Source organism: Romboutsia sp. D33t1_170424_H2 (genome assembly GCF_015669105.1).
Classification (GTDB): Bacteria; Bacillota; Clostridia; order Peptostreptococcales; family Peptostreptococcaceae; genus Romboutsia_C; species Romboutsia_C hominis.
Genome location: NZ_JADOZQ010000004.1, coordinates 180,104 through 203,576, shown reverse-complemented (window position 1 = coordinate 203,576; position 23,473 = coordinate 180,104). Strand labels below are relative to the sequence as shown.

At 26.0% G+C, this 23,473-nt stretch carries 23 protein-coding genes, 2 tRNA genes, 1 pseudogene and 1 riboswitch; of the genes and pseudogenes, 24 read left to right on the top strand and 2 right to left on the bottom strand.

Translation table 11 applies throughout. The features are described from left to right. The 15 genes and pseudogenes from I4U66_RS07065 (at position 1) to I4U66_RS06995 (ending at position 10,879) form a co-directional block, all read left to right on the top strand. Entirely contained in the window at positions 1-2,058 is a 2,058-nt protein-coding gene (locus I4U66_RS07065) for a cellulose biosynthesis cyclic di-GMP-binding regulatory protein BcsB (protein ID WP_092925214.1), read from the top strand. A 71-nt stretch (positions 2,059-2,129) separates the two neighbouring features. Further along, positions 2,130-3,170, top strand: coding sequence for a glycoside hydrolase family 113 (locus I4U66_RS07060; protein WP_092925216.1), 1,041 nt, complete (start codon positions 2,130-2,132; stop codon positions 3,168-3,170). 49 nt (positions 3,171-3,219) lie between these two features. Next, positions 3,220-3,834, top strand: a complete 615-nt coding sequence (locus tag I4U66_RS07055; protein WP_092925218.1) for a methyltransferase — start codon at positions 3,220-3,222, stop codon at positions 3,832-3,834. 159 nt (positions 3,835-3,993) lie between these two features. Next, a tRNA-Ser gene (locus I4U66_RS07050) sits at positions 3,994-4,082 on the top strand. A 3-nt stretch (positions 4,083-4,085) separates the two neighbouring features. Further along, positions 4,086-4,161, top strand: a tRNA-Phe gene (locus I4U66_RS07045). 264 nt (positions 4,162-4,425) lie between these two features. Further along, positions 4,426-4,629 carry a hypothetical protein gene (locus I4U66_RS07040; protein ID WP_092925220.1) on the top strand — a complete coding sequence of 68 codons (204 nt, stop codon included), beginning with the start codon at positions 4,426-4,428 and terminating at the stop codon, positions 4,627-4,629. A 55-nt stretch (positions 4,630-4,684) separates the two neighbouring features. After that, on the top strand, positions 4,685-5,011 hold the full coding sequence (gene trxA / locus I4U66_RS07035; RefSeq protein ID WP_195238244.1) for a thioredoxin: 327 nt from the start codon (positions 4,685-4,687) through the stop codon (positions 5,009-5,011). A 116-nt stretch (positions 5,012-5,127) separates the two neighbouring features. After that, entirely contained in the window at positions 5,128-5,349 is a 222-nt protein-coding gene (locus tag I4U66_RS07030) for a hypothetical protein (RefSeq protein WP_240275741.1), read from the top strand. Between the two features lie 257 nt (positions 5,350-5,606). Continuing rightward, positions 5,607-5,945, top strand: coding sequence for a DUF2325 domain-containing protein (locus tag I4U66_RS07025; RefSeq protein ID WP_092925226.1), 339 nt, complete (start codon positions 5,607-5,609; stop codon positions 5,943-5,945). A 58-nt stretch (positions 5,946-6,003) separates the two neighbouring features. Then, positions 6,004-6,420, top strand: a pseudogene (locus I4U66_RS07020) (FeoB small GTPase domain-containing protein). A gap of 156 nt (positions 6,421-6,576) precedes the next feature. Further along, the gene (locus tag I4U66_RS07015) at positions 6,577-6,966 is read left to right on the top strand and encodes a rhodanese-like domain-containing protein (protein WP_092925228.1); all 390 of its coding nucleotides are present in this window, start codon (positions 6,577-6,579) and stop codon (positions 6,964-6,966) included. 40 nt (positions 6,967-7,006) lie between these two features. Next, a riboswitch (molybdenum cofactor riboswitch) is annotated at positions 7,007-7,122 on the top strand. A gap of 95 nt (positions 7,123-7,217) precedes the next feature. Continuing rightward, positions 7,218-9,047 (top strand): aldehyde ferredoxin oxidoreductase family protein, encoded by a 1,830-nt coding sequence (locus I4U66_RS07010; protein ID WP_166505624.1) that lies wholly within the window; start codon positions 7,218-7,220, stop codon positions 9,045-9,047. A gap of 25 nt (positions 9,048-9,072) precedes the next feature. Further along, on the top strand, positions 9,073-9,297 hold the full coding sequence (locus tag I4U66_RS07005) for a MoaD/ThiS family protein (RefSeq protein WP_195581597.1): 225 nt from the start codon (positions 9,073-9,075) through the stop codon (positions 9,295-9,297). Further along, the gene (locus I4U66_RS07000) at positions 9,297-9,983 is read left to right on the top strand and encodes a HesA/MoeB/ThiF family protein (protein ID WP_092925234.1); all 687 of its coding nucleotides are present in this window, start codon (positions 9,297-9,299) and stop codon (positions 9,981-9,983) included. The genes I4U66_RS07005 and I4U66_RS07000 overlap by 1 nt, the downstream gene beginning before the upstream one ends. Before the next feature lie 257 nt (positions 9,984-10,240). Beyond that, positions 10,241-10,879, top strand: coding sequence for a nitroreductase family protein (locus I4U66_RS06995; protein WP_092925236.1), 639 nt, complete (start codon positions 10,241-10,243; stop codon positions 10,877-10,879). Positions 10,880-10,909: 30 nt separating this feature from the next. Here the strand turns inward: I4U66_RS06995 and I4U66_RS06990 are convergent, their stop codons facing one another. Continuing rightward, entirely contained in the window at positions 10,910-11,359 is a 450-nt protein-coding gene (locus I4U66_RS06990) for a MarR family winged helix-turn-helix transcriptional regulator (protein WP_092925238.1), read from the bottom strand. A 168-nt stretch (positions 11,360-11,527) separates the two neighbouring features. Between I4U66_RS06990 and I4U66_RS06985 the strand changes: the two genes are divergently transcribed. From I4U66_RS06985 to I4U66_RS06975, 3 genes are read left to right on the top strand one after another with little or no spacing between them, the layout of a single operon-like run. After that, on the top strand, positions 11,528-12,544 hold the full coding sequence (locus I4U66_RS06985; RefSeq protein ID WP_195581596.1) for an aldehyde ferredoxin oxidoreductase N-terminal domain-containing protein: 1,017 nt from the start codon (positions 11,528-11,530) through the stop codon (positions 12,542-12,544). Positions 12,545-12,565: 21 nt separating this feature from the next. Beyond that, positions 12,566-13,786, top strand: coding sequence for a molybdopterin molybdotransferase MoeA (locus tag I4U66_RS06980; protein WP_195238240.1), 1,221 nt, complete (start codon positions 12,566-12,568; stop codon positions 13,784-13,786). A gap of 33 nt (positions 13,787-13,819) precedes the next feature. Beyond that, positions 13,820-15,718, top strand: coding sequence for a molybdopterin biosynthesis protein (locus tag I4U66_RS06975; RefSeq protein ID WP_195928648.1), 1,899 nt, complete (start codon positions 13,820-13,822; stop codon positions 15,716-15,718). A 68-nt stretch (positions 15,719-15,786) separates the two neighbouring features. Here I4U66_RS06975 and I4U66_RS06970 read toward each other — a convergent pair whose 3' ends face one another. After that, entirely contained in the window at positions 15,787-16,317 is a 531-nt protein-coding gene (locus I4U66_RS06970; protein ID WP_195928647.1) for a hypothetical protein, read from the bottom strand. A 426-nt stretch (positions 16,318-16,743) separates the two neighbouring features. Here I4U66_RS06970 and I4U66_RS06965 point away from each other — a divergent pair, with 426 nt between their 5' ends. The 6 genes from I4U66_RS06965 (at position 16,744) to fdhD (ending at position 23,269) form a co-directional block, all read left to right on the top strand. After that, positions 16,744-16,902, top strand: coding sequence for a hypothetical protein (locus I4U66_RS06965; RefSeq protein WP_092925248.1), 159 nt, complete (start codon positions 16,744-16,746; stop codon positions 16,900-16,902). 81 nt (positions 16,903-16,983) lie between these two features. Next, positions 16,984-17,616, top strand: coding sequence for an endonuclease/exonuclease/phosphatase family protein (locus I4U66_RS06960; protein WP_092925250.1), 633 nt, complete (start codon positions 16,984-16,986; stop codon positions 17,614-17,616). Between the two features lie 93 nt (positions 17,617-17,709). Continuing rightward, positions 17,710-18,987, top strand: a complete 1,278-nt coding sequence (locus I4U66_RS06955) for a VanW family protein (RefSeq protein WP_092925252.1) — start codon at positions 17,710-17,712, stop codon at positions 18,985-18,987. Positions 18,988-19,113: 126 nt separating this feature from the next. After that, entirely contained in the window at positions 19,114-21,801 is a 2,688-nt protein-coding gene (gene fdhF, locus I4U66_RS06950) for a formate dehydrogenase subunit alpha (RefSeq protein WP_092925254.1), read from the top strand. Positions 21,802-21,876: 75 nt separating this feature from the next. After that, positions 21,877-22,512 (top strand): molybdenum cofactor guanylyltransferase, encoded by a 636-nt coding sequence (locus I4U66_RS06945; RefSeq protein ID WP_092925256.1) that lies wholly within the window; start codon positions 21,877-21,879, stop codon positions 22,510-22,512. Beyond that, entirely contained in the window at positions 22,499-23,269 is a 771-nt protein-coding gene (fdhD, locus tag I4U66_RS06940; protein ID WP_092925258.1) for a formate dehydrogenase accessory sulfurtransferase FdhD, read from the top strand. The genes I4U66_RS06945 and fdhD overlap by 14 nt, the downstream gene beginning before the upstream one ends. The last annotated feature ends 204 nt before the right edge of the window (positions 23,270-23,473 follow it).

Here is a 23,473-nt window from a genome sequence, read left to right as displayed (position 1 = left end):
ATGAGATTAATAGCAATAATGATATCATTAATTATTAGTTTTACAAGCTGTGATATAGTTTTTGCACAGCAAAATGTAAAAAATTACAAATTTAAAAATGACATAACTATGAATGGGGTTATAAGTAGTACTAATAAATATTTTGAAGTTCCTAAAAATGCTTTAGTTGAAAAAACTAAGATTAACTTAGTATTTACAAAAAGTGAACTATTAGATGTGAATTATTCTACAATAACAATAATTGTAAATGATGTGCCAATCCATTCAGAACGATTAGATGGAAATAAGGAATATAAAAAAGAAATAAATATAGATATACCAAAAGATTTAATAAAGACAGGTTATAATAAAGTAGAGATAAAAGCTTATAAAACTATTTCTGATAAGGTTTGTAGAGATGACTCAAATACAGCTAACTGGTTAGTAGTACATAAGGAATCAAATATAAGTGTATCCTATAATTATAAGCCAACATCTAATTTGATAAGCGAGTACAAAGATACTTATATAAATGAAAATGGAAGAAATGAATTAGAAACTAGTATATTAATACCAGATAATTATTCAAGTGAAGAATTAACTTCGGCTATGATACTTAGTAGTGGTTTTGGAGAAAAAATAATAAATGATAATGTTAATTTTGATATAAATCTATACTCTCAATTTAAAAACAAGGATAAAAATGTTATATATATAGGCAATAAAAGTAATACTTCAAGTGAAATACTTAATTTATTAACTGCAAAAGAAAAAGAAGATTTGGATAAAAATTGTATTATAAAAAATACAAATTCAATATTTGATAAAAATAAAAAAATGCTTATCATAATATCCAATAATGAAGAACTACTTAAAAAAGCTAGCAAACTTATAAATAGTAAAGATTTAATAAATGAATTAAACAAAGATAGCATAATTATAAATGAAGGTACGGATGTAGATGACATATATAATTATAAAAATAAAAATAGATTGAATTTTAAAGATTTAGGTTATGATAATATTACATTGAAAGGACCATTTACACAAGAATCAATAATAGATATAAGTATACCTAAAAGTAAAGAAGTTAAAGAAGGTAGTAAAATAAATTTAAATATTAGATATGGTGAGAATTTAGATTTTGAAAGATCTTTAGTAACTATATATGTAAATAATATACCTATAGGAAGCAAGAAACTAACAAAGGAAAATGCCAATAATGATACCGTAGAGCTTAACCTTCCAAAAGAAACTTTAAATCAAAATTATTATCAAATCAAAATTGTATTTAATTTAGAACTATTAGATTTAGCTTGTGTAACTAGAGATACTGATAACCCATTTGCATATATATCAAATGAATCATATATAGAATTTGATTACAATGATACCAATAATTTAACTATGAAAAATTATCCGTATCCATTTGTTAAGGATGATAAAGTTAATGATACAGTAGTTGTAGTACCCGATAAATTAGACTCAACAGCATTAACGCAAATAGGTAGTATAATATCCTATATAGGTCATAGTATTAAATATAACAATGGAGATATAAGATTTATAAAATCAAGTGATTTAAAATCAGATGATAAAAAAAGTAATTTAATAATAATAGGAACTCCAACTAATAATTTAACTATAAAAGATGTTAATAAATATCTAAATTTAAAATTTAATAAAGATTATTTAGGATTTGAAAGCAACGAAAAGATAAAATTCATAGGAGATTATTCAAAACAACTATCATCTATACAACTTACAAAATCGCCATATAATAAAGATAAGGGTATGATGGTTATTGCATCAACAGAAATGAAGGATTTAGCATTAAGTACTAGATATTTAAATGATTTAGATCTCACAAAGTCATTAAAAGGCGATACTATAGTAATTGATAGAGAAGGAAATATAAAAGATTTAAATTATAAGTTAGATGATGTAGATGAAAATAAAGAGACTAAAGAAGTAAATAAACTAGATAATAAAAGTAAACAGTTTATAATAGTTGCATCAGTATTACTTTTAATGGTTATATCAGCAACAGTTTTATTAGCTTTAAAATATAAAAAATAATATATAAATATAAAATACTAAGCTTTATAACTAATGCTTAGTATTTTATATTTAAAAAAGATAGGAGAGCTATGAGAAAAAAAATATTAATAATAATTACTTCATTAGTAATACTAAGCGTTATTTTTGCTATTAAAAGTACTAACAAAAATAATACTATAACAGAAAAGATAAAATCTGTTAACTTATCAACTGATTATGAAATAGAACAAGCTTTAAAGGATATAGATGATTTGAAAGTGAATACTGTTAATGTACCTATAGTTATAGAAATACCAGATTTAGACTCAAATAATATGAAAATAAATTCTTATAGTAAAGAAAAAGCCATAAGATTAATAAAAATACTGAAATCAAAAGGTATAAATATTATATTAGAAGCATATCCGTGGATAGCTAATGGAAGTAAATATGAAACTGATTATAACCCCGTAAATAAGGAAAAATTCTTTGAAGATTGGAAAAATATATTAAATATTTTAATTAAGGATATAGCAAATAAGTACGATGTAGATATAATGATTATAGCATCAAATTTCTCAAAGTTAGAGATGTATGAAGATAACTGGTGTGATATAGTTAATTTTGTTAAAGGGCGATTTAAGGGAGAAGTAACATATAAGACTACATGGTGGTATACAGCTAGTTGGGATAGAAAGAGTAATGAGGATTATTACAAAAAATTAAATAATAAAATATTTTCTAAAGTAGATTTTATATCTATAGCAGCTTATTTTGAACTTAGTGATAAAAAAGAAAATACAGTAAAAGAATTAGTAAATGCTTTAAACTCTACTACTATATATAATAGAAATCAAAATGTGGTCGAAGAAATATATAGATTCTATGAAAAATATAATAAGCCTATCTACTTTGCTGAATTAGGATTTCCTAAAAAAGATAATGCAGCAACACATCCATGGAATAGTGAAGTGTCCAATGTAGAAAATGGAAAAGAACAAGCTAGATGTTTTAACGCTTATAAAATTGTATTTGAAGATAAAGACTACATAAAAGGATTTTCTATATTTGCAGTAGGAAAAAAGGGAAAAGATAAAAATTTTTATCCATCAAAGGAAAGTATAGAAATTATATCTAAATGGTATTACTAATCTGAATAGAGTTTCAATAAAAAATATATTTAGATAGGAAATGAAATAAATGACAGAAAAAGAATATGAAAAATTATTAAATATAGATACTTTAGGAGAAGAATTATGGAGTGAAAAAGTAAGGCATTATCATCCATATCAAGCTACATCATATGAATGTTTAGACGAATTATTTAAAATATACAGCTTAAATGAAGATGATTTTATAGTTGATTTTGGATGTGGGAAAGGTAGGCTAAACTTTTATATAAATTATAGATTTAATTCTAATGTAGTTGGAATAGAAATGGAGGAAAAGTATTATAAAGAATGTATTAAAAATAAAGAAGCGTATGTAAGTGAACATAAGAAAGGTAAAGAAAAAATAGAATTTAAATGTTGCTATGCACAAGATTATGAAATAAAAAGTAAAGATAATAGATTTTATTTTTTTAATCCATTTTCAGTACAGATATTTAGGAAGATAGTAGAAAATATATTAGATTCAGTATATAAAAGTGAAAGGTATATTGAGTTAATATTGTATTATCCTAGTGATGATTATATATATTATATAGAAAATGAGACACCATTTATGCTAAAAGAAGAAATACAGTTAGAAAAGTTATATAAGAAAGATGTTAATGAAAGATTCTTAGTTTATAATATACCATATTATGCATAATATAATGAGATTAAAAGATACTATATAAAATAGAAATAAGTATTTGAAATGCTCATTTCTATTTTATATAGTTTTTGAAATAAAAGGAAAAAATATAAAAATTATTGAAAAATGTAAAAATTTATGATATATTAATAAATATAAGAGATAAAAATCATTGGAGAGGTGTCCGAGTGGTTTAAGGAGCTGGTCTTGAAAACCAGTGATGCTTAACGGCACCGTGGGTTCGAATCCCACCCTCTCCGCCATATGCCCAGATAGCTCAGTCGGTAGAGCAGGGGACTGAAAATCCCCGTGTCGGTGGTTCGATTCCGCCTCTGGGCACCAGTAAGGCCTCTAGAATATAGATGCTTTTTTTATAAATTTTAAATTAATTATAAATCTACTGATAGATACTTAAATTAAAAATAATGACTATGTACTTTAGATATTATATATGAAATTTTTATTGGAAATTAAAACGCATAAATCCATTAATTTGGATTTATGCGTTTTTTAATACATTTATTACTAAGCCACAATTGGTTTAAAGTATGCATTAAAAAAAACATAGGTGGAAATCTAATAAAAAGAAAAGAAAGGGATGTTTATATGAGAAAAGTAAATAACAGTAAAAGAATATTAGATGAAAATCCACAGTTAACTGATTTAGTTAATCATGCACAAACATATACAGATATAAGAAATGCTATAGAAAATGAAAATGAATCAGTTAGTAAGAAAATACATTATAAACAAAAGCCTAAAGCTTTGACATATGATGAAATGCAACCATATAATACAAAATATAAATAAAATTAAAATAAAAATAGAAAGGAGATATACTTAATAAAGTTAAGTATAAATTAGTATGGAAGAATTCGTAAAAATAATAAATGACGAAGAGTTTAACTCTAAAATAGAAAATGGATCAGGGATAGCTGTAGTAGATTTTTTTGCTACTTGGTGTGGCCCATGTAAGATGTTGGCACCAGTTTTTGAGGAAGCTGCAAAGGATGTAGGAAATAAAGCTAGCTTTAGTAAAGTAGATATAGACCAATGTTTAGAATTAGCTAGAAAATATGGTGTAAGTACTGTACCTACAGTTATGATATTTAAAGATGGAAAGCCAGTTGATAAGATGGTAGGTTTTATGCCAAAACAACAAATAATAGAAAAGATAAATTCTAATTTTTAATATTTAAATATATAAAGTAGAAGAAGTGAATAATATAGGGTTGTAACAATGTGCCAATATAAGTCATAAAATATATTAAGGGAATTCCCTTAATATATTTTATGGAGTTGAGAAGATTGGCAAATAAATTAGACAAGACTGTAAAGAAAGTAACAAAGCCAGTTGGAGATATAGGTAAAGAAGTTATAAATGGCGTAGGAAATGTTGCTAAAGAAGCTGTTGGCGGAACTTTAAATGTAGGAAAAGAAGCTATTAAAACAGGATATAATGTAGGAAAAGAAACATTAAATACTGGAAAGAATGTAGGTAAAGCATTAAAGGATAGTATAAAAAAATAGGTAGTATTTTATAATAATAAAATTTATAAATTACTAAATTAAAGTTTTAAAAATAAGTATGAATAAGAAAAGCTATAAAATATAGACTTAAATATATATTTTATAGCTTTTCTTATTATATTTAATTAAATAGTTATTATATAGTTTATGTAAAAATAAATATACAAATGATAAATGAAAATAAATATCAATAAGTATTGACTATCAATAACCAAAGTACTATTATTTAAGTATAGAAGTATGAGAGGTGAAATATTGTGAACTTAGTAATAGTTGGAGGTAATGAAAAGTTAAAAAAAGATTACATAAATTTAGCAAAAGAAAAAGGTCATAAAACTAAAGTTTACTTGAATATGTCAAGTAAGTTAAATAAATCAATAGGAAGTCCAGATGCTCTTGTAATATTCACATCAGTAGTATCTCATAAAATGATAGATGTAGTACAAAAGCATGCAAAAAAGAAAAATATACCGATAATTAGACATAAAAACAGTAGCAAATGTGCATTTTTAGAATGTTTAGAGATGGTGGATGAGTGTTTAGGAAACTGTAATGAATGTAAGTGTAATAAGCTACTAAAACAAAATAAAAGTTAGATAATTTTAATTATATATTATCAGTTAATAACTTTAAGTAATGAATAATATTAATTAAATGATAATAAATATTAAAATCAACAAAATGGGGAAAATTATGATTAGTGTGGCATTATTAGGAAATCCTAATGTTGGTAAGACTACTTTATTTAATGGATTAACAGGTCTTAAACAACGTGTAGGCAACTGGCCAGGTGTAACTATAGAAAAAAAATAGGGGAATATAAATGATAATATAAAAATTGTTGACTTGCCTGGAATTTATGCAATGGATACTTTTTCTAATGAAGAGAAAATTTCAAAAGAATACTTAGAAAATGATAATGCAGGTGTAATAGTAAATATAGTACATGCATCAAATTTATCTAGAAATCTTTATTTAACAACTCAACTTATGAAATATAAAAAGCCTATAATATTAATAGTTAACATGATTGACATGGCTAAAAATATAGGAATAGAGATAGATTTATGAAAAATAGATAATATAAAGGTCGTATAAAGTATTTTATACGACCTTTTGCCGTAATAAAAGAAGCACTATAGTCTATACTAGATAATAGTATATAGTAAGGACAATAATCTATTATTGTGGTATAATACAGAAAAGTTAAAAAGTGGTTGAGGTGGAATGTATATTAAATTAGAAGATATAAAAGATGAAGTAACAATAGATGTACGATCAAAAGAAGAATTTGAAAAAATGCCATTGTTTAAATATAATGTGCCTGTTATAGATGAAAAAGATCATAAACTATTAAAAAAATATATTATGATAGCTTTTCCTATAATACTAATAGGGCTTATAAAAAATAGAAAAAATATTAAAAGAGATTTACTTAGGTTATCTAATAACAAAGAAAAAACAATAGTTTTAGGATGTTCACAGGGAAGACTTAGAAGTCCAATAGTAGCTTTTTATTCAAGGTGTTTAGGTATAGACACTAAGATATTAGAAGGGGGGATAAAACAATATTTTAAGCCAGTTAAAAAAGGAATAAAAAAATGGTTTAGCATATGATTGTATTTGACATTTATCAATTTAAATACTACTATTTAATTAAATATAAATTCTCCGATTTTGTTAACCTAAGGCTATGCTATGGTTAATAAAACGGTAGGGTATAAATAGAAATGTTTATGCCTCCTGTTGGAAAGGAGAAAAGTGTAGTAACCTTTCCTTTTTATGCGGATTTTTAGCCTATCTAAAAGTATGGTTACTTTTAGATAGGCTTTTTTGGTTACTATAAATAAAAATAGGAGGAGAAATTTATGTATGGATATAATGGAAAAGTATTAAGAGTAAATTTAAGTGAAAAGACTATTGAGGTAGAAAATTTAGATTTAAAATTAGCTAAAAAATATATAGGGGCTAGAGGTCTTGGTGTAAAAACTTTTATTGATGAAGTAGATCCTATGGTAGAACCATTAAGTTCTGAAAATAAGCTTATAATAGCTACAGGCCCATTAACAGCATCACCTATGCCTACAAGTGGAAGATATATGGTAGTAACAAAATCTCCACTTACAGGAACAATAGCTATATCAAACTCAGGTGGAAAGTGGGGAACTAAGCTTAAAAATGCAGGGTATGATATGTTAATAATAGAAGGTAAATCTGATGATAAAGTATATTTATATATAGAAGATGATAAAGTAGAGATAAAAGATGCTAGTGATTATTGGGGAATGGTATCTAGTGAAATAACTGAAAAATTATCTAAAAAGCATAATAAAGCTAATGTACTTTGCATAGGACCAGCAGGAGAAAATTTATCTCTTATATCAGCAATTATGAATGATGTAGATAGAGCTGCAGGTAGAGGTGGAGTAGGAGCTGTAATGGGTTTTAAAAATTTAAAAGCTATTGTTGTAAAAGGCAGCAAAAAGGTAAATGTAGCTAATGAAGAAATAGTTAAGAGGGTAAATGCTGAAAAGGTAAATATACTTAGAAATGATCCGGTTGCTGGAGGGGGGCTTCCAACTTATGGTACTGCAATTTTAGTTAATATAATAAATGAGAATGGAGTTCATCCAGTTAAAAACTTTCAAGAATCATACACTGATAAGGCGGATTTAATTAGTGGAGAGACAATGACTGAAAATACATTAGTTAAAAAACACGCTTGCTATAGATGTCCTATAGCTTGTGGTAGAGTAGTTAAACTTAAAAATGGTAAAGAGGTAGGAGGACCAGAGTATGAAACACTTTGGTCTTATGGGTCAGATTGTGATGTATATGATTTACATGCTATAAATGAAGCAAATATGCTTTGTAATGAATATGGATTAGATACTATATCAGCAGGAGCAACTATCGCAACGGCTATGGAGCTTTATCAAAGAGGATATATAAAAGACGAAGAAATCAAAGATGACAAACTATCCCTTAACTGGGGTGATGTTGAAGCTGTAGTTAAGTGGACTGAAAAAATGGCTAAAAGAGAAGGATTTGGAGATTTATTAGCAGATGGTGCATATAGATTGTGTGAAAAGTATGATGCAACTCAGTATTCTATGACTGTTAAAAAACAAGAATTACCAGCGTATGACCCAAGAGGAATACAAGGTCATGGTATAACTTATGCAGTTAATAATAGAGGGGGATGTCATATAAAAGGGTATATGATAAATCCAGAGATACTAGGAGTACCTGAAAAATTAGATAAACTAGAAGTAGAAGGTAAACCAGCTTATGCAAAGGTATTTCATGATTTGACTGCTGTTATAGACTCGCTAGGACTTTGTGTATTTACTACCTTTGGATTAGGACTTAATGATTATGTAGATATGTATAATGCAGTATGTGGAGAAATATATACACCTGAAACATTACTTCAAGCAGGCGATAGAATATGGACTTTAGAAAAAATATTTAATTTAAAAGCAGGAATAGATAGTAGTCAAGATACTTTACCAGATAGGCTAATATATGATCAAATTCCAAATGGACCAACTAAAGGTCATGTTCATAGGTTAGATGAACTACTTCCTGAATATTATGAAGTTAGGGGTTGGGATGAAAATGGGATACCATTAGATGAAACATTAAAAGCACTAGGTCTTGAAGAGTATATAGGAAATATATTTGCAAAAAATTAATATATAAATTTATTAAGGGGATAGCATGAAAATAGAGATAAGGTTATTTGCAACATTTAGAGAAGGAAGAGAGAAAAAACAAGTATTAGAAATTGCAGAGGATATGAATATAATTGATATACTAAAAATTTTAAATATAGACAAAGAAGAAGTATCCACACTTTTACTAAATGGTATGGATGGAGGATTTGATAGAAAACTTAAGGACGGGGATATTTTATCTATATTCCCGCCAGTTGGTGGTGGTTGATGAATAAAAGATATGAAAGAAATATAGGAACTTTAACTAAGGTTGAAAATGATAAATTAAAAAATTTTAAAATTTGTATAGTAGGATGCGGTGGCTTAGGTGGATATGTAATAGAAATGCTATCAAGGATAGGTATAGGTTATTTAAAATTAGTAGATGAAGATTCATTTGATATAAGCAATTTAAATAGGCAAATCTTGTGTAATGAAAATAATATTGGGAAAAATAAGGCTATAGAGGCTAAAGAAAGAATAAAATTAATTAATAATAATGTAAACATAGATATAGTTAGTGAGCATTTAGATAGTAATAACTGTGAAAAGATTATAAATAATTGTCATGTAGTTATAGATGCATTAGATAATATAAGCACTAGATTTATACTTCAAAGATATTGTGAAGCCTTAAATATACCACTAATTCATGGTGCTATAAGTGGGTGGTATGGTCAAGTTAGTACTATATATCCAGGAGATAATAATCTAGATTATATATATAAATATAAAAAAGAAACAGATAATAAATTAAGCAATCCTTCTTTTACCCCAGGTCTAGTGGCATCTATACAAGTTAGTGAAGCTATAAAGGTGTTACTTAATAAAGGTGAAATATTAAGAAACAAAGTACTTTTTATAGACTTATTATATGGAGAATATAATATTATAGAGATAGATAAAACATATTAGATTAAATATTTGTAAATATAAATATTAAAATTAAATAATGAAAAAGAAAATATCCTGTAAATTGAATTAAAAAATTTCATTTTATAGGATATTTTTATATAAAATATAAAAAAGTTTGACATAAAACTATTTTTTAGTATACAATTAGTTTGATGACAAACTATTTATAAATAATAAGCAATTATATTTAAATTAGTGATAATACTATAACATATGTATATAGTATAATTATATAAAACATCAAAAGGAGAAGTAAAATGGCAAATTTAGACCTTATATACAATCGTAAGAGTGTAAGAAAATTTAAAGATGAAGAAGTACCAAAAGAAGACATATTAAAAATGCTAGAAGCAGCAACAGAAGCCCCATCTCCAAAGCATCAACAAAACTGGCACTTTGTAGTACTTACTAACCGTGAAGTAATAAATGAAATGGCTGATATAGTAACTAAAAGCCATGAAAAAATAGGTGAATTAGCAAAAACTGAAAAAGATAGAAAAATACATATGAGTGTAATTAAATATTATACATGCTTTAAAAATGCTCCAGTAGTAATAATGGTATATGGATCAGAATATAAAATGATAGAATATAAAATATTAAAAGAAAATAACGCACCTCAAGAAGTGTTAGATGTTTTAGTATCTCCTCAATCAGCAGCTCAAGGAATAGGTGCAGCAGTTGAAAACTTCCTATTAGCAGCAACAGAAATGGGATATGGAACTTGCTATATGACAGGACCTACTCATGCAAAAACTGAAATAGAAAAGTTAATAGGATTTGATAAACCAGGATTTGAATTAATGTCTATGATATCTTTAGGTGTAGCTGAAGAAAATACACCTCCTAAGCCACCTCGTAAACCACTTGAAGAAGTAGTTACATTTATAGACTAATTAAAAAAGTGTCTCTTATAGAGGCACTTTTTATATATACTTATCATTTTCAATTTTAAAATTAGAACTAAGTTTTCTAAGTAATCTAAGAAATTCTTCTTTTTCTTCTTTTGTAAAGTCTTTATAAGCAGTTTCTTTAACTTGAGATGATATAAAGTTAAATTTATCTTCAATATTTTTTGCTTTTTGAGTCAAACTTATATAAGTAACGCGCTTATCCTTAGTACATTTTTCTTTTTTTACATATCCTAAATCTATAAGTTTATTTACTAAAGAAGTAACTGTTGACTTATCTTTACCAATTTTTTTTGAAATTTCTTTCATAGTGAGCTTTTTATCACTTTCATAAAGCGCAGTTAGTATATTGCCATGAGTTGGTATTAAGTCAGTTAAGTCATTTTCTTTTAATTTATTTTCTATGAATTTTATCATATTAGCTTTTGTTCTACTAATAAAATAAATGATGTATTTATCTTTCATTTTAATTCTCCAATCTAGAGGAAATTATACTAATCTTTATTTATATATAATATCATATTTACCCAAATTTTTTTATAAAACATAGAATTTAACAATAAATGGTCTAAAAAATGACAGAATATTTAATTTTAGAGTGATATAATTAACATTAGGGGGAGGGGGTAACTGATGAGAAAAATTCTATACATAAATTTAAAAAACAAAAAGGTGAAGTCAGTGCATCAGTATGACGAACACAAAATAAATTTAAATAATAATAATTTAGTATTTGAAGCTCCATCTTTAGCAGGTTATGGTGTAGTTGGACTTAACAAACTCAAGGTATATAATAAAAATTCTTTATCTCAAACAGGAGGTCATTTTGCACATTTTATGAAGTGTAATGGGTATGATTTTTTAGTGTTTGAAGGAGAAAGTGATACACCTATATATTTATATATAGATAAGGAAAGTGTAAAAATAAAAGAAGCAAGTCATTTATTAGATAAAGATTATGATAAAGTTGTTGAGTCTATAAAAGAAGAATTAAATACTAATGAATTAGAAATAGCATCAATAGGATTGGCATCAGTTAAAAAAATAGATTTCTCTAAAATAATATTTAGAAATGATAAATCCTGCGGAAAAAAGGGATTAGGAAAATTAATGGCAGATAAAAATATAAAAGCTATAGTGCTAAAGAAACAAGAAAATTTAATACCATATGATATATCAACCTTAAAAAAATATAATGATTCTATAGCTAAAAAAATAACTAATAAGTCAAATGCTAATTGGTATGATGAGAACAATACTTGCTACGGATGTTGCCTAAATTGTAAAAATACATCTTTGAGTAAAATAAAAAGGTACGGATTTAGTGAAAAAGAAGCAAGTGATATAAATAAAATATCAAACTTTTATGGATTAGACAGTGTAACATTAGCTAGAGGAATAGACACATATAAAAAGACTTTTGATACAGAGATAGTAGATTTAGAAAATTTTATTGAGGATATTATAAATAACTATTCATATTATAAGCCATTATTTATAAATGAAGGTAAATTTATTAAGAAAAATAAAACATTACAAGACTGTGAAAAGCTAGGTTTTTGCAAACTTTTAATGGAAAAAGATATTTTAAATGATAAAGATAAAAAAATACTAGCAAAATCAATACTTGGAGTTAGTATTGCTATTTAATGTTATTAAAAGGGGATAGTTATGAAATTATTTGATGTAACAACAGTAGATAAAGTATTAGAAATAATGAAAAATAAATTTAAAAAAGATATAATTTCTGAGAAAGTAAGTTTAATAGATGGCTTAAATAGATATATATCAGATGATATTAAATCAAATATAAATGTACCTCACTTTAGAAAATCATTAGTAGATGGATATTCAGTATTATTTAATGATGTATTTTTAGCTAGTGAATCAAATCCTGTATGCTTAAAAAAAATAGACGAAAGTTATATGGGAAAAATTTGTAATACTTTATTAGAAGAAGAAACTTGTGTGTATACTCCAACAGGTGCTATGGTACCAAAAAATTCACAGGGAGTTGTAATGATAGAATATTGTGAAGTGTTAAATGAAAAAGATATACTCATACAAAATTCTATATCATTTAATGAAAATATAGTAGAGGTCGGAGAAGACATAAAAGAAAATGAAGTATTATATGAAAAAGGACATCTTATAAATGAAAGAGATATTGGAGTATTAGCAGGAGCTAATATAAAAGAAGTAGATGTTTATGAAAAACTTACTGTTGGTATAATATCAACGGGAGATGAAATATTAGATATAAGTGAAGATATAAAAGAAGCTAAGATAAAAGATATAAATGCATACATACTATATGGTCAATTAAAAAACATAAATTTAAATCCTATCATATACCCATCAGCAAAAGATAATCTTAATGACATAATAAATTTAATCCAAAAAGCTCTCAATGAATGTGACATAATTTTAATATCGGGAGGAAGCTCTGTAGGTAAAAAAGACGAAACATTAAAAGCAATAGAAAGCTTTGAAAATAGTGAAGTCTTAGTAGAAGGTATAGCTATAAAACCAGGAAAGCCAACTATAATAGCAAGTATATGTAATAAATTGGTAATGGGACTTCCAGGTCATCCTTTATCTTGTGCCTTTGTAATAGAGGCAATATTTAAGAAATATATAAAAAGTTTATATAATATAGATAAGGAAGAATATACACTTTGTGAATTTACATACAACTATCATAAGGCTAAAGGACGAGAAGAATATTTAGGTGTAAATATAGAGAAAAAAGACAATAGGCTAGTATGTGTACCTATATTTTCAAAATCAAGTACTATAAAGCAGTTTGCAAAGTGTGATGGATATGTAAAAATCGATAGAGAATTAGAAGGTATAAAAAATGGAGATATAGTTAAAGTATATACTTTTTAAAGATTTAATCATAGTAAATATAGGGGGAAGGATATGAAGGGATATCTATCTAATATTTCATTAGAAGAAGGATTAAAAAAATATATTAATGAAATATTAAGTCTAAAAAAAATAGATACTAAATTTATAGATGTAGATAAATGTTTAAACAAAGTTACAAGTGATGCTGTTTTTGCAAAGTTATCATCTCCATTTTATAACTGTTCTGCAATGGATGGAGTAGCAGTAAAATCAAAACTTACATTTATGGCTAATGAACAAAATATAATAACTCTAAAAGAGGATAAAGACTATATAGAAGTAGATACAGGAGATCCTATACCTAAGGAATTTGATGCAGTTATAATGGTAGAGGATTTATTAGAAAAAAAGGATGGACAAATAAAAATTTATAAACCTGCAACTCCTTGGCAGCATATAAGATGCTTAGGGGAAGATATAGTTGAAACAGAGATGATAGTTCCAAGTTTTCATAAAATAAGACCCCAAGATATAGCATCTATGATAAGTGCAAAGGTAGATAAAGTAAAAGTATTTAAAGATTTTAAGGTAGGAATTATACCAACAGGAACAGAATTAATAGATAGATATAAAACACCTGAAATCGGAGATATTATAGAATTTAACTCTAAATTATTTGAAGGGCTTATACTAGAGTATGGAGCAACACCTGTTGTTTATCCAATAGTAGAAGATAATTATTATAAAATAAAGCAAAGTGCGCTATTAGCACTAAGTGAGTGCGATATGGTACTTATAAACGCAGGCTCATCACAAGGTAGAGAAGACTATACATATGACATAATAGAAGAATTAGGAAAAGTAGTGATACATGGAATAGCTATAAAACCTGGAAAACCTGCAATACTTGGATATGGTCAAAATAAACCTATAATAGGAATACCGGGATATCCTGTATCTGGATGGGTTGTAATGGAAAACATAGTAAAAGAAGTAATATCAAAACTTACACATAAAGAGATAGAAAAAAGGAATGTTATAAGGGCAAGACTTACAAAGAGAATAATGAGTTCATTAAAGTATAAAGAATTTGTAAGAGTTAAAGTAGGAAATATAAATAATGAATATGTCGCTACGCCTATAAAAAGAGGAGCGGGAACTGTAACTAGCTTAGTACATGCTGATGGAGTTATAACAATACCTCAAAATATAGAAGGAATAGAAGAAGGTAGCTATGTAGATGTACAACTATTAAATGATATAAGCAAAATAGAAAAAACAATAGTATCTATAGGAAGTCATGATATAGTTATGGATCTAATAAATAATGAGTTGACTAAAAAAACTGAAGGAAAATTTAAGCTTAGTTCAACTCATGTTGGTAGTTTTCAAGGAATATTGTCTATAAAAAAGGATGAGTGCCATATAGCTCCAATACATTTATTTGATGTAGACAGTGAAACTTATAATAAATCTCATGTAAAGAAATATATAGATGAAGATGTATCTATAATAAAACTTGTAAATAGAACACAAGGTTTAATAGTTAAGAAAGGGAATCCACTTAATATAAAAGGAATTAAAGATTTGGTTAATATACGATATATAAATAGACAAAAAGGTTCTGGAACTAGAGTGTTATTTGATTATTTACTAAAAAAAGAAAACATAAAAAAGAGTGATATAAAAGGATATGAAAGGGAAGAATTAACTCATATGTCACTAGCCAAAGCAATACAAAATGATGATTGTGATTGTGGATTAGGTGTATATTCAGCAGCTAAAGTATTTGATTTAGATTTTATACCTATATGTGAAGAAGAATATGATTTACTTATTAAAACTGAATACCTAGAACTTGAGTTTATAAAAAATCTACTCGAAGTAATAAAAGACAATAAATTTTTAAAAAATGTTAAAAGTTTAGGCGGATATAATACTAATAATACAGGTGAAATAATAAGTTTATAAAAAATAGGTAAAAAGCAATTAATTGCTTTTTACCTATTTTTTTACTTTAAAGATTATATATTTATATTTTACTTTACATATTCATCTCCATTTATAACAATCGAGCTAGTATTGCTATTATCGAGTATTGCATCAAAAGGTTGGATATTTTTGCCGTTTATGTGTATATCACCTTGAACATACACTCTATCTCCATTTTTATGCATAGAATTAGGGGATATATTATACTTGCTGTTTATAGATAATACACTAACTATATCTTTTTCTAGAATTTCAGAATAAGTTTTGAATTCTTTATCAGAAACAGCAATATTAGTTTGTTTATTAATTGATAAAGGTCTTCCAGTTGGACCGATCTTACCTTTTAAAAGAGTTGTATCTATAAAAAATATCAAACTAAAGAATAATACTATAGAAAGTATAATGAAAAATATTTTATTATTCTTGATAAAATTAACACTTTTTTCTTTTTTCTTTTTAAACCTAGGATAAGGAATGACTTTACCATAGACATTAGACTTATTATCAGGCTTTATATTATTGTTTTTATCATTATCTCTTTGCTTAAATGGAATGGTCTTATTAACTGTAGTTTTCACATTCATCCCCCTTTTTTTATATCCCCTCAATATAATAGTAGTACTTGGAGAAGAAATAAACAATAAAATAAAGGCAAGATAATATTACAAACATGAATAGTTTTCCTCAAATTGCAACAATGATAATCCTTAAAATTCAAATATTTTTAAAAAATACATAAAGATTAGACAAAATATAGTATTTAAATAAATTATAAAAAACAGAACAAAATATACATAGAAAAATAAAAAATAATATTAATATCAAAAAATGTATATTTGCTATTGCTAAGAACGGTTGTTTGGTATATAATCTAAAATGTAAGAAAAGTAAAGGAACGATTGTTTTAAAATTAAAATATATAAATAATTTAAAAAATAGTAATATTTAAAAAAGTTTAAAAATATAATGAGATATAAAGATTTTAAAAAGGAGTGTTACTAAGGATGATAACTACTAGAAATATAAAGGAGATAACATTATCTAATTTAAAAAATGGGGAAGTAAGTTTAAGTGAGTTAAATGAATTGTATAATAGAACAGGATTTATATTTATAGGTAGTAAGGGAAGGTTTACAAAAATTCAAAAGGAAATTAAGCATTAAAAAATAACCTAGCTTAGCTGATAACATGTCTAAGCTAGGTTTTAATATTTTATAAATAAGTGTAATTAAGGAGGCTTTGGTATGAAAATGGTAACATATAATATACATAAGGCTAGTGATTTAAATAATAAAAACACTTTAAATAAGATAACTAAATACTTAAAGAGCAAAGAATTTGATGTTATTTGCCTACAAGAAGTTTTGTATCCACAGTTTGCGAAGTTAAAACAAAACTTAAATATGGATGGAGTATTTTGTGCAAATATTATAAATCAAAATATGATGTATGGTATATGCACTTTTTCAAAATATGAAATAGACGTACACGAACACGTGTTGCTAACTAGTAAAAAAGAACAAAGAGGATTTTTATATACAAACGTATTTTCTAAAAATGGAAAGTTTAATATTATAAATACCCACTTAGGATTAGATAAAAACGAAAGGTATATTCAGATAAATGAGATATTAAATTACTCAAATAAACTACCGAATAAGATTATAATATGCGGAGATTTAAATGAGAAAAATTTAAGTATAAATAAGTATAATGATGTAGCTATTTATACAGGAAATTTCCAAAAAGGAACATTTATAAAAAATGATGCTAGAATAGATTATATATTCTCAGACAAACTAATAACTATAGATGATTATTATATAGATAAGATAGACTATTCAGATCATTATCCAATAATCTGTAAATTCAGATAAAATGTAACAATAAAGTTACACATTTTATTCTAATCTTGTTTGAAAAAATTTAATCAAATATAATTTAATTACAATTTAAAATGAGGTGGAGTAATGAGTAAAGAAAAAAAGTCATCTAGGTCTTATAGGCTTAAAGAGAATAAAAGAAAGACAGCTATTATATCTAGTATAGGGTTAATATTTATACTTGGAATTATGATTAATTATTTTAATAAAAATTGTATTTATAATGATAAAATAGCAAAAAACATATATATAGAAAATGTAGATGTATCTAATATGACAAAAGAAGAAGCTATTAAAGTTGTAGATGAAAATATATCACCACGTGACATAAATCTTTTGTATGAAGATAAATCATATAAGATATCTCCAAATGATATAGATCTAACTTATGATACAAAAAATGTAATTGATAAAGCTTATAACTATACTAAAACTGATAGTTACATAGAAAACATAAAACGATATTTATCACTTAGAAAGGATAAAAAAGAGTTCAATATAAATTCTAATTACAATGAGGCTAAGCTTAGTGAAAAAATACAAAATATATCAAAAGATATAAATGTTGATATGATTAATGCGAAAGTTTATATATCAAATTATGGAGGAATTAGTACATCACCATCAACAATTGGTAAAGAATTAGACATAGCAAACACTAAAGATGTAATATTAAATAATATAAAGAATAAAAACTATAGTGATATAAATTTAAAGGTAAATATAAAAAAACCTCATGTTAAAACTGAAGATGCGAAAAGTGTAAATACTTTATTAGGAGAATTTACAACTAAGTTTTCTACATCTTTAACTGGGAGAGCACACAATATAAGAGTAGCAGGGAATAAAAGTAGTGATGTACTTTTAATGCCTGGTGAAGAATATTCATACAATGAATATACAGGGGTGAGAAATAAAGCTAATGGATATAAGGATGCACCTGTTATTATAAATGGAAAGCTAGAAGATGGATTAGGTGGAGGCGTATGTCAAGTTTCTACTACTTTATATAATGCAGTTTTAGAATCTGGGCTTAAGCTAATTTCAATAACTAATCATTCCTTATTATCAACTTATGTTCCAATAGGTAGAGATGCTATGGTAAATGACGGTGGAACTGATTTTAGATTTAAAAATCAATATAACCATCCTGTATATGTGAAAACCGTAGTAGGAAATGGTACTTTAACTTGTAGGATATATGGAAATGATAGTGATAAAAAAAATATAGAAATATATGTAGAGGCATTTAAACAAAATGGTTTAGATGCATCAAAAACTTATAGAAAATATAAAGATTCAAATGGAAATGTAATAGATACAGAGTACATTCATAAAAGTGTATATAAAAAACCTAATAGATAAAAAAGTCTATGTATTTTCATAGGCTTTTTTTTCATAAGTTAATATAAAATATCATATTATAGAAGGAATAGAAGTATATATGGTTGAAAATATTAAAACAGTTAAATTTTAATAGGGGGTAATACTTTGGTAAATATAATTATAAATGATACTAAAGTTAGTGTTAAAAAAGGAAACACAATTTTTAATGCTTGTAAAAGTATAGGAATAGAATTGCCTAACTTTTGTAATGATGAAAGATTAAATCCAAGCGGACTATGTAGAATGTGTGTAGTAGAGATTAAAGGAAGCAAAAATTTAGAAGTAGCTTGTGGAAAAATAGTAAAAGAAGGAATGGAAATATTAACAAATAGCAAGAAAGTACAAAGCGCAAGAAAAGAAATATTAGAACTTATGATATCAGACCATCCATTAGAGTGCACAACATGTGCAAGATCAGGTTCATGTAAATTACAAGACTATTCAAGTATATATCTAAATAATTTCAAACCTAAATATGATAACAAGCCTAAGAAATTGCCTATTGATGACAGTAATCCATTTTTTTATTATGACCCAAATAAATGTATTCTTTGTAAAAAATGCGTAAGAGTATGTGAAGAATTGCAAGAAGTGAGTGCTATAAGTTCAGTTGATAGAGGTTATAAAACTGAAATTACTCCATTCTTTAGAGAAAATTTAAATGAATCAAGTTGTGTATCTTGTGGTAATTGTGTATCAATTTGTCCAGTAGGAGCACTAGTTCCTAAAAATGCAGATTTTTACAACACTAAAAAAGTAAAGACTACTTGTTCTTATTGTGGAGTAGGATGTCAATTAGAGTTACAAGTTAAAGGTGATAAGGTAGTAGGATCTCAACCAATATTTGGTGAAGTAAATGATGGTCTACTGTGTGTTAAAGGTAAATTTGGATATAAATTTATAAACCATGAAGATAGACTTAAAAATCCACTAATAAAAGTTGGTGAAAAATTTGAAGAAGTTACTTGGGAGAAAGCATATGACTACATATTAGAAAATTTTAATAAAACGAAGAAAGTTTATGGTAGTGATGCTTTTGCAGGGCTATCTTCAGCAAGATGTAGTAATGAAGAAAACTATTTATTCCAAAAAATGATAAGAGGAGTAATGGGAACTAATAATGTAGACCATTGTGCTCGACTCTGACATTCCTCAACAGTTGCAGGTCTTGCAACTACATTAGGTAGTGGTGCTATGACAAATAGCATTGAAGAGGTAAGCAATTTAGAATCTATATTTGTAATAGGCTCTAATACAACAGAAAATCATCCTGTTATAGGAGCGAAAATAAAACAAGCAGTAAGTAAAGGAGCGAAATTAATCGTAGCAGACCCAAGAAAAATAGAGCTAGCTAAAAGAGCTGATGTATTTTTACAGATAAATCCTGGAACAAATGTAGCCTTATTAAACACTATGATGAATGTTATAATATCTGAAAATTTACAAGATGATGAATATATAAAAGAAAGAACTGAAAACTATGAAGCTTTAAAAGAATTAGTTAAAGATTATACACCTGAGGAAGGTGCTAGAATATGTGGAGTAGATAAAGATGATATTATAAAAGCTGCTAGAATATATGCAACTAATGACAGTGCAACATTTTACTCTATGGGTATAACTCAACATTCAACAGGAACCCAAAATGTAATGAGTATATCAAATTTAGCACTTTTATGCGGTAATTTAGGAAAAGAATATACTGGAGTAAATCCACTTAGAGGCCAAAACAATGTGCAAGGTGCATGTGATATGGGAGCTTTACCGAATGTATTTACAGGATATCAAAGTGTATTAAATGAAGATATTGTTAAAAAATTTGAAAATGCATGGGGAGTAAAATTGCCTAATAAGGTAGGTTTAACAGTTCCAGAGATAACTAATGCTATAGGACATGGCGATATAAGGTTTTTATATATAATGGGTGAAAATCCTATGATATCAGACCCAGATACAAATCATATAAAAAAGGCTCTAGAAAAACTAGATTTCTTGGTTGTACAAGATATATTCTTAACCGAAACAGCAGAACTTGCAGATGTAGTTTTACCTGCTGCATCTTTTGCAGAGAAAGATGGAACATTTACAAATACGGATAGAAGAGTTCAAAGAATAAGGGAAGCTATAAAGCCTGTATATAATTCAAAACCTGATTGGGTTATATTGATGGAGATCATGAATAAATTAGGATATGATAAAACCTATGAATCTCCAAAAGAAATAATGAAAGAGATTAGTGAATTAACACCATCATACGCTGGAATAACTTATGAAAGAATAGAAATGAAAGGATTACAGTGGCCATGTACCAACATTAATCATGAGGGCACTAAAATATTACATACAGATAAATTTGCAAAAGGTAAAGCAACATTTGTTCCTTGTGATTATACATTAAGTTTTGAAGGTTTAAGTGAAGAGTATCCATATACATTAGTTAATGGAAGGATATTATATCATTATCATACCAGAACAATGACAGGTAAGGTAGAGGGTCTTAATGAAAAGGCACCACATTCATATATAGAAGTAAATCCAATAACAGCCAATAAGCTAGGATTTAAAGAAAATGAAAAAATAAAGGTATCTTCAAAGCGTGGAGAAATAGAAACTTATGTAAGAATAACTGATATAGTTGATGAAGATGTATTTTTTATGCCTTTCCACTTTGCTGATGGAGCTGCAAATTATCTTACTAATACTACATTAGATAAGGTGAGTAAAGTACCAGATTTAAAGGTATGTGCTATAAAAGTAGAAAAAATAAGAAATAAAGAATTAGCACATGCTTAAAATATAGTAAATAAGGATATAAATTAATTTATATCCTTATTTTTAAAACACTACTTTAATATAAAGGTGATTAATATGGATAATCTAAATACAGCTATAATACTAGCTGGCGGAAAAAGTAGTAGAATGGGGTTTGATAAGCAATTTTTAGTAATCAATGAAAAGAGATTAATATTAGATATTGCTAAAAAGCTTAAAAAACACTTTAAAGAAATAATAATAGTGACTAATAAAAAAGAGTATTATAAAGATTTAGGGTACAAAGTTGTAGAGGATGAAATAAAGGGTATGGGACCATTGGCTGGAATAAGTGTAGGGCTTAAAAATAGCAGTAGTTTATATGCTTACATAATAGCTTGTGATATGCCTGTTTTAGATGATAATTATATAAAATACATTAAAGCAATGGTCAATAAAGACATAAAAGATAAAAAGGAATCTCATATTTATATATCTATATTAAATGATAAAATACAGCTTTTTCATGGTGCTTATAAAAAAAAATTAGGATATGAAATGAAAGATTATATATTAAACTCAAATAGAAAATCTATAATAAGCTTTTTTGAAAGAAATAATAAAAATGTGTATTATGTTAAAGAAGATGAATTTAAAAATAATAAATTTAATGAAAATATGTTTATAAACTTAAATACAAGAGAAGAACTAGATTCTTATAAAAAGGAAATATATAGCTATGGATGTGGTTAAAAAATATAAAATAAAAAGATACATAAATGGGGAATTAATAGAAGTTGATGATGATATAGTGGTAGAGTATTTATTTACTATATATATAAACGAATACGAATATATAACACTAATATGTACTCCAAGTTCATTACTACATTTAGCAGTAGGATTTTTGTATTCAGATGAGATAATAACTTCATATAATGATATTAATAGCATTAATGTATTTGAAAAAGAAGGATATGTAGATATAAAAATAGTTAATAAAAACAATATAAATAATAAGTTAAATGAAAAAAGAGCTATAACTAGTGGTTGTGGTAAAGGGAGTATATATTATAAGTCTTTAAAAAAGTTAAAAATAAAACTTGATGATACTTTAAATATAGATAAGTTAGATTATAAAAATATAAATAAGCTTATAAATAAATTTAATGAAAAATCAGAAGTATTTAAAAATACTGGTGGGGTACATAGTGTAGCTCTTAGTAATTTTAAAGAGATATTATTTTTTAAAGAAGACATAGGAAGACATAATGCATTAGACAAGGTAATAGGGAAGTGTTTAGTAGATAATATAGATATAAATAATAAATTAATACTTACAAGTGGAAGAATAACATCTGAAATAATATTAAAATGCTTTAATTTAAATTTAAAATATATAGTATCAAGATCAGCTATAACTGATATGGCTATGAAATTATCAAAAGAATTAGGTATTAAAGTAATAGGCTTTGCAAGGGGAGAAAAAATGAATATATATAATGATTAGTAACATTATTATATATGCTTTATTAATACCGTTTTTTGAAAAAAATAAGTATATTGATATAATAAAGGTATTAATAATCTTTTAAATTTATTGACTCAAAAAAATATATATATAAATTATAACTATAGTATATGGTATAGAAATATAAAAGGTAAATTTATAAATTAATATTTGCTGAAAATACTAGAATAATATTTTCTAGTA

Bases quoted from the DNA above. Each gene is read 5' to 3' on its own strand.
- I4U66_RS07040 (WP_092925220.1), top strand. From the start codon at position 4,426: ATGAGAAAAGTAAATAACAGTAAAAGAATATTAGATGAAAATCCACAG.
- I4U66_RS07010 (WP_166505624.1), top strand. From the start codon at position 7,218: ATGTATGGATATAATGGAAAAGTATTAAGAGTAAATTTAAGTGAAAAG.
- trxA (WP_195238244.1), top strand. From the start codon at position 4,685: ATGGAAGAATTCGTAAAAATAATAAATGACGAAGAGTTTAACTCTAAA.
- I4U66_RS06960 (WP_092925250.1), top strand. From the start codon at position 16,984: ATGAAAATGGTAACATATAATATACATAAGGCTAGTGATTTAAATAAT.
- I4U66_RS07060 (WP_092925216.1), top strand. From the start codon at position 2,130: ATGAGAAAAAAAATATTAATAATAATTACTTCATTAGTAATACTAAGC.
- I4U66_RS06975 (WP_195928648.1), top strand. From the start codon at position 13,820: ATGAAGGGATATCTATCTAATATTTCATTAGAAGAAGGATTAAAAAAA.
- I4U66_RS07055 (WP_092925218.1), top strand. From the start codon at position 3,220: ATGACAGAAAAAGAATATGAAAAATTATTAAATATAGATACTTTAGGA.
- I4U66_RS06990 (WP_092925238.1), bottom strand. From the start codon at position 11,359: ATGAAAGATAAATACATCATTTATTTTATTAGTAGAACAAAAGCTAAT.
- I4U66_RS06955 (WP_092925252.1), top strand. From the start codon at position 17,710: ATGAGTAAAGAAAAAAAGTCATCTAGGTCTTATAGGCTTAAAGAGAAT.
- I4U66_RS06995 (WP_092925236.1), top strand. From the start codon at position 10,241: ATGGCAAATTTAGACCTTATATACAATCGTAAGAGTGTAAGAAAATTT.
- I4U66_RS07015 (WP_092925228.1), top strand. From the start codon at position 6,577: ATGTATATTAAATTAGAAGATATAAAAGATGAAGTAACAATAGATGTA.
- I4U66_RS06985 (WP_195581596.1), top strand. From the start codon at position 11,528: ATGAGAAAAATTCTATACATAAATTTAAAAAACAAAAAGGTGAAGTCA.
- I4U66_RS07005 (WP_195581597.1), top strand. From the start codon at position 9,073: ATGAAAATAGAGATAAGGTTATTTGCAACATTTAGAGAAGGAAGAGAG.
- I4U66_RS06965 (WP_092925248.1), top strand. From the start codon at position 16,744: ATGATAACTACTAGAAATATAAAGGAGATAACATTATCTAATTTAAAA.
- I4U66_RS07065 (WP_092925214.1), top strand. From the start codon at position 1: ATGAGATTAATAGCAATAATGATATCATTAATTATTAGTTTTACAAGC.
- fdhD (WP_092925258.1), top strand. From the start codon at position 22,499: ATGGATGTGGTTAAAAAATATAAAATAAAAAGATACATAAATGGGGAA.
- I4U66_RS07000 (WP_092925234.1), top strand. From the start codon at position 9,297: ATGAATAAAAGATATGAAAGAAATATAGGAACTTTAACTAAGGTTGAA.
- I4U66_RS06980 (WP_195238240.1), top strand. From the start codon at position 12,566: ATGAAATTATTTGATGTAACAACAGTAGATAAAGTATTAGAAATAATG.
- I4U66_RS06945 (WP_092925256.1), top strand. From the start codon at position 21,877: ATGGATAATCTAAATACAGCTATAATACTAGCTGGCGGAAAAAGTAGT.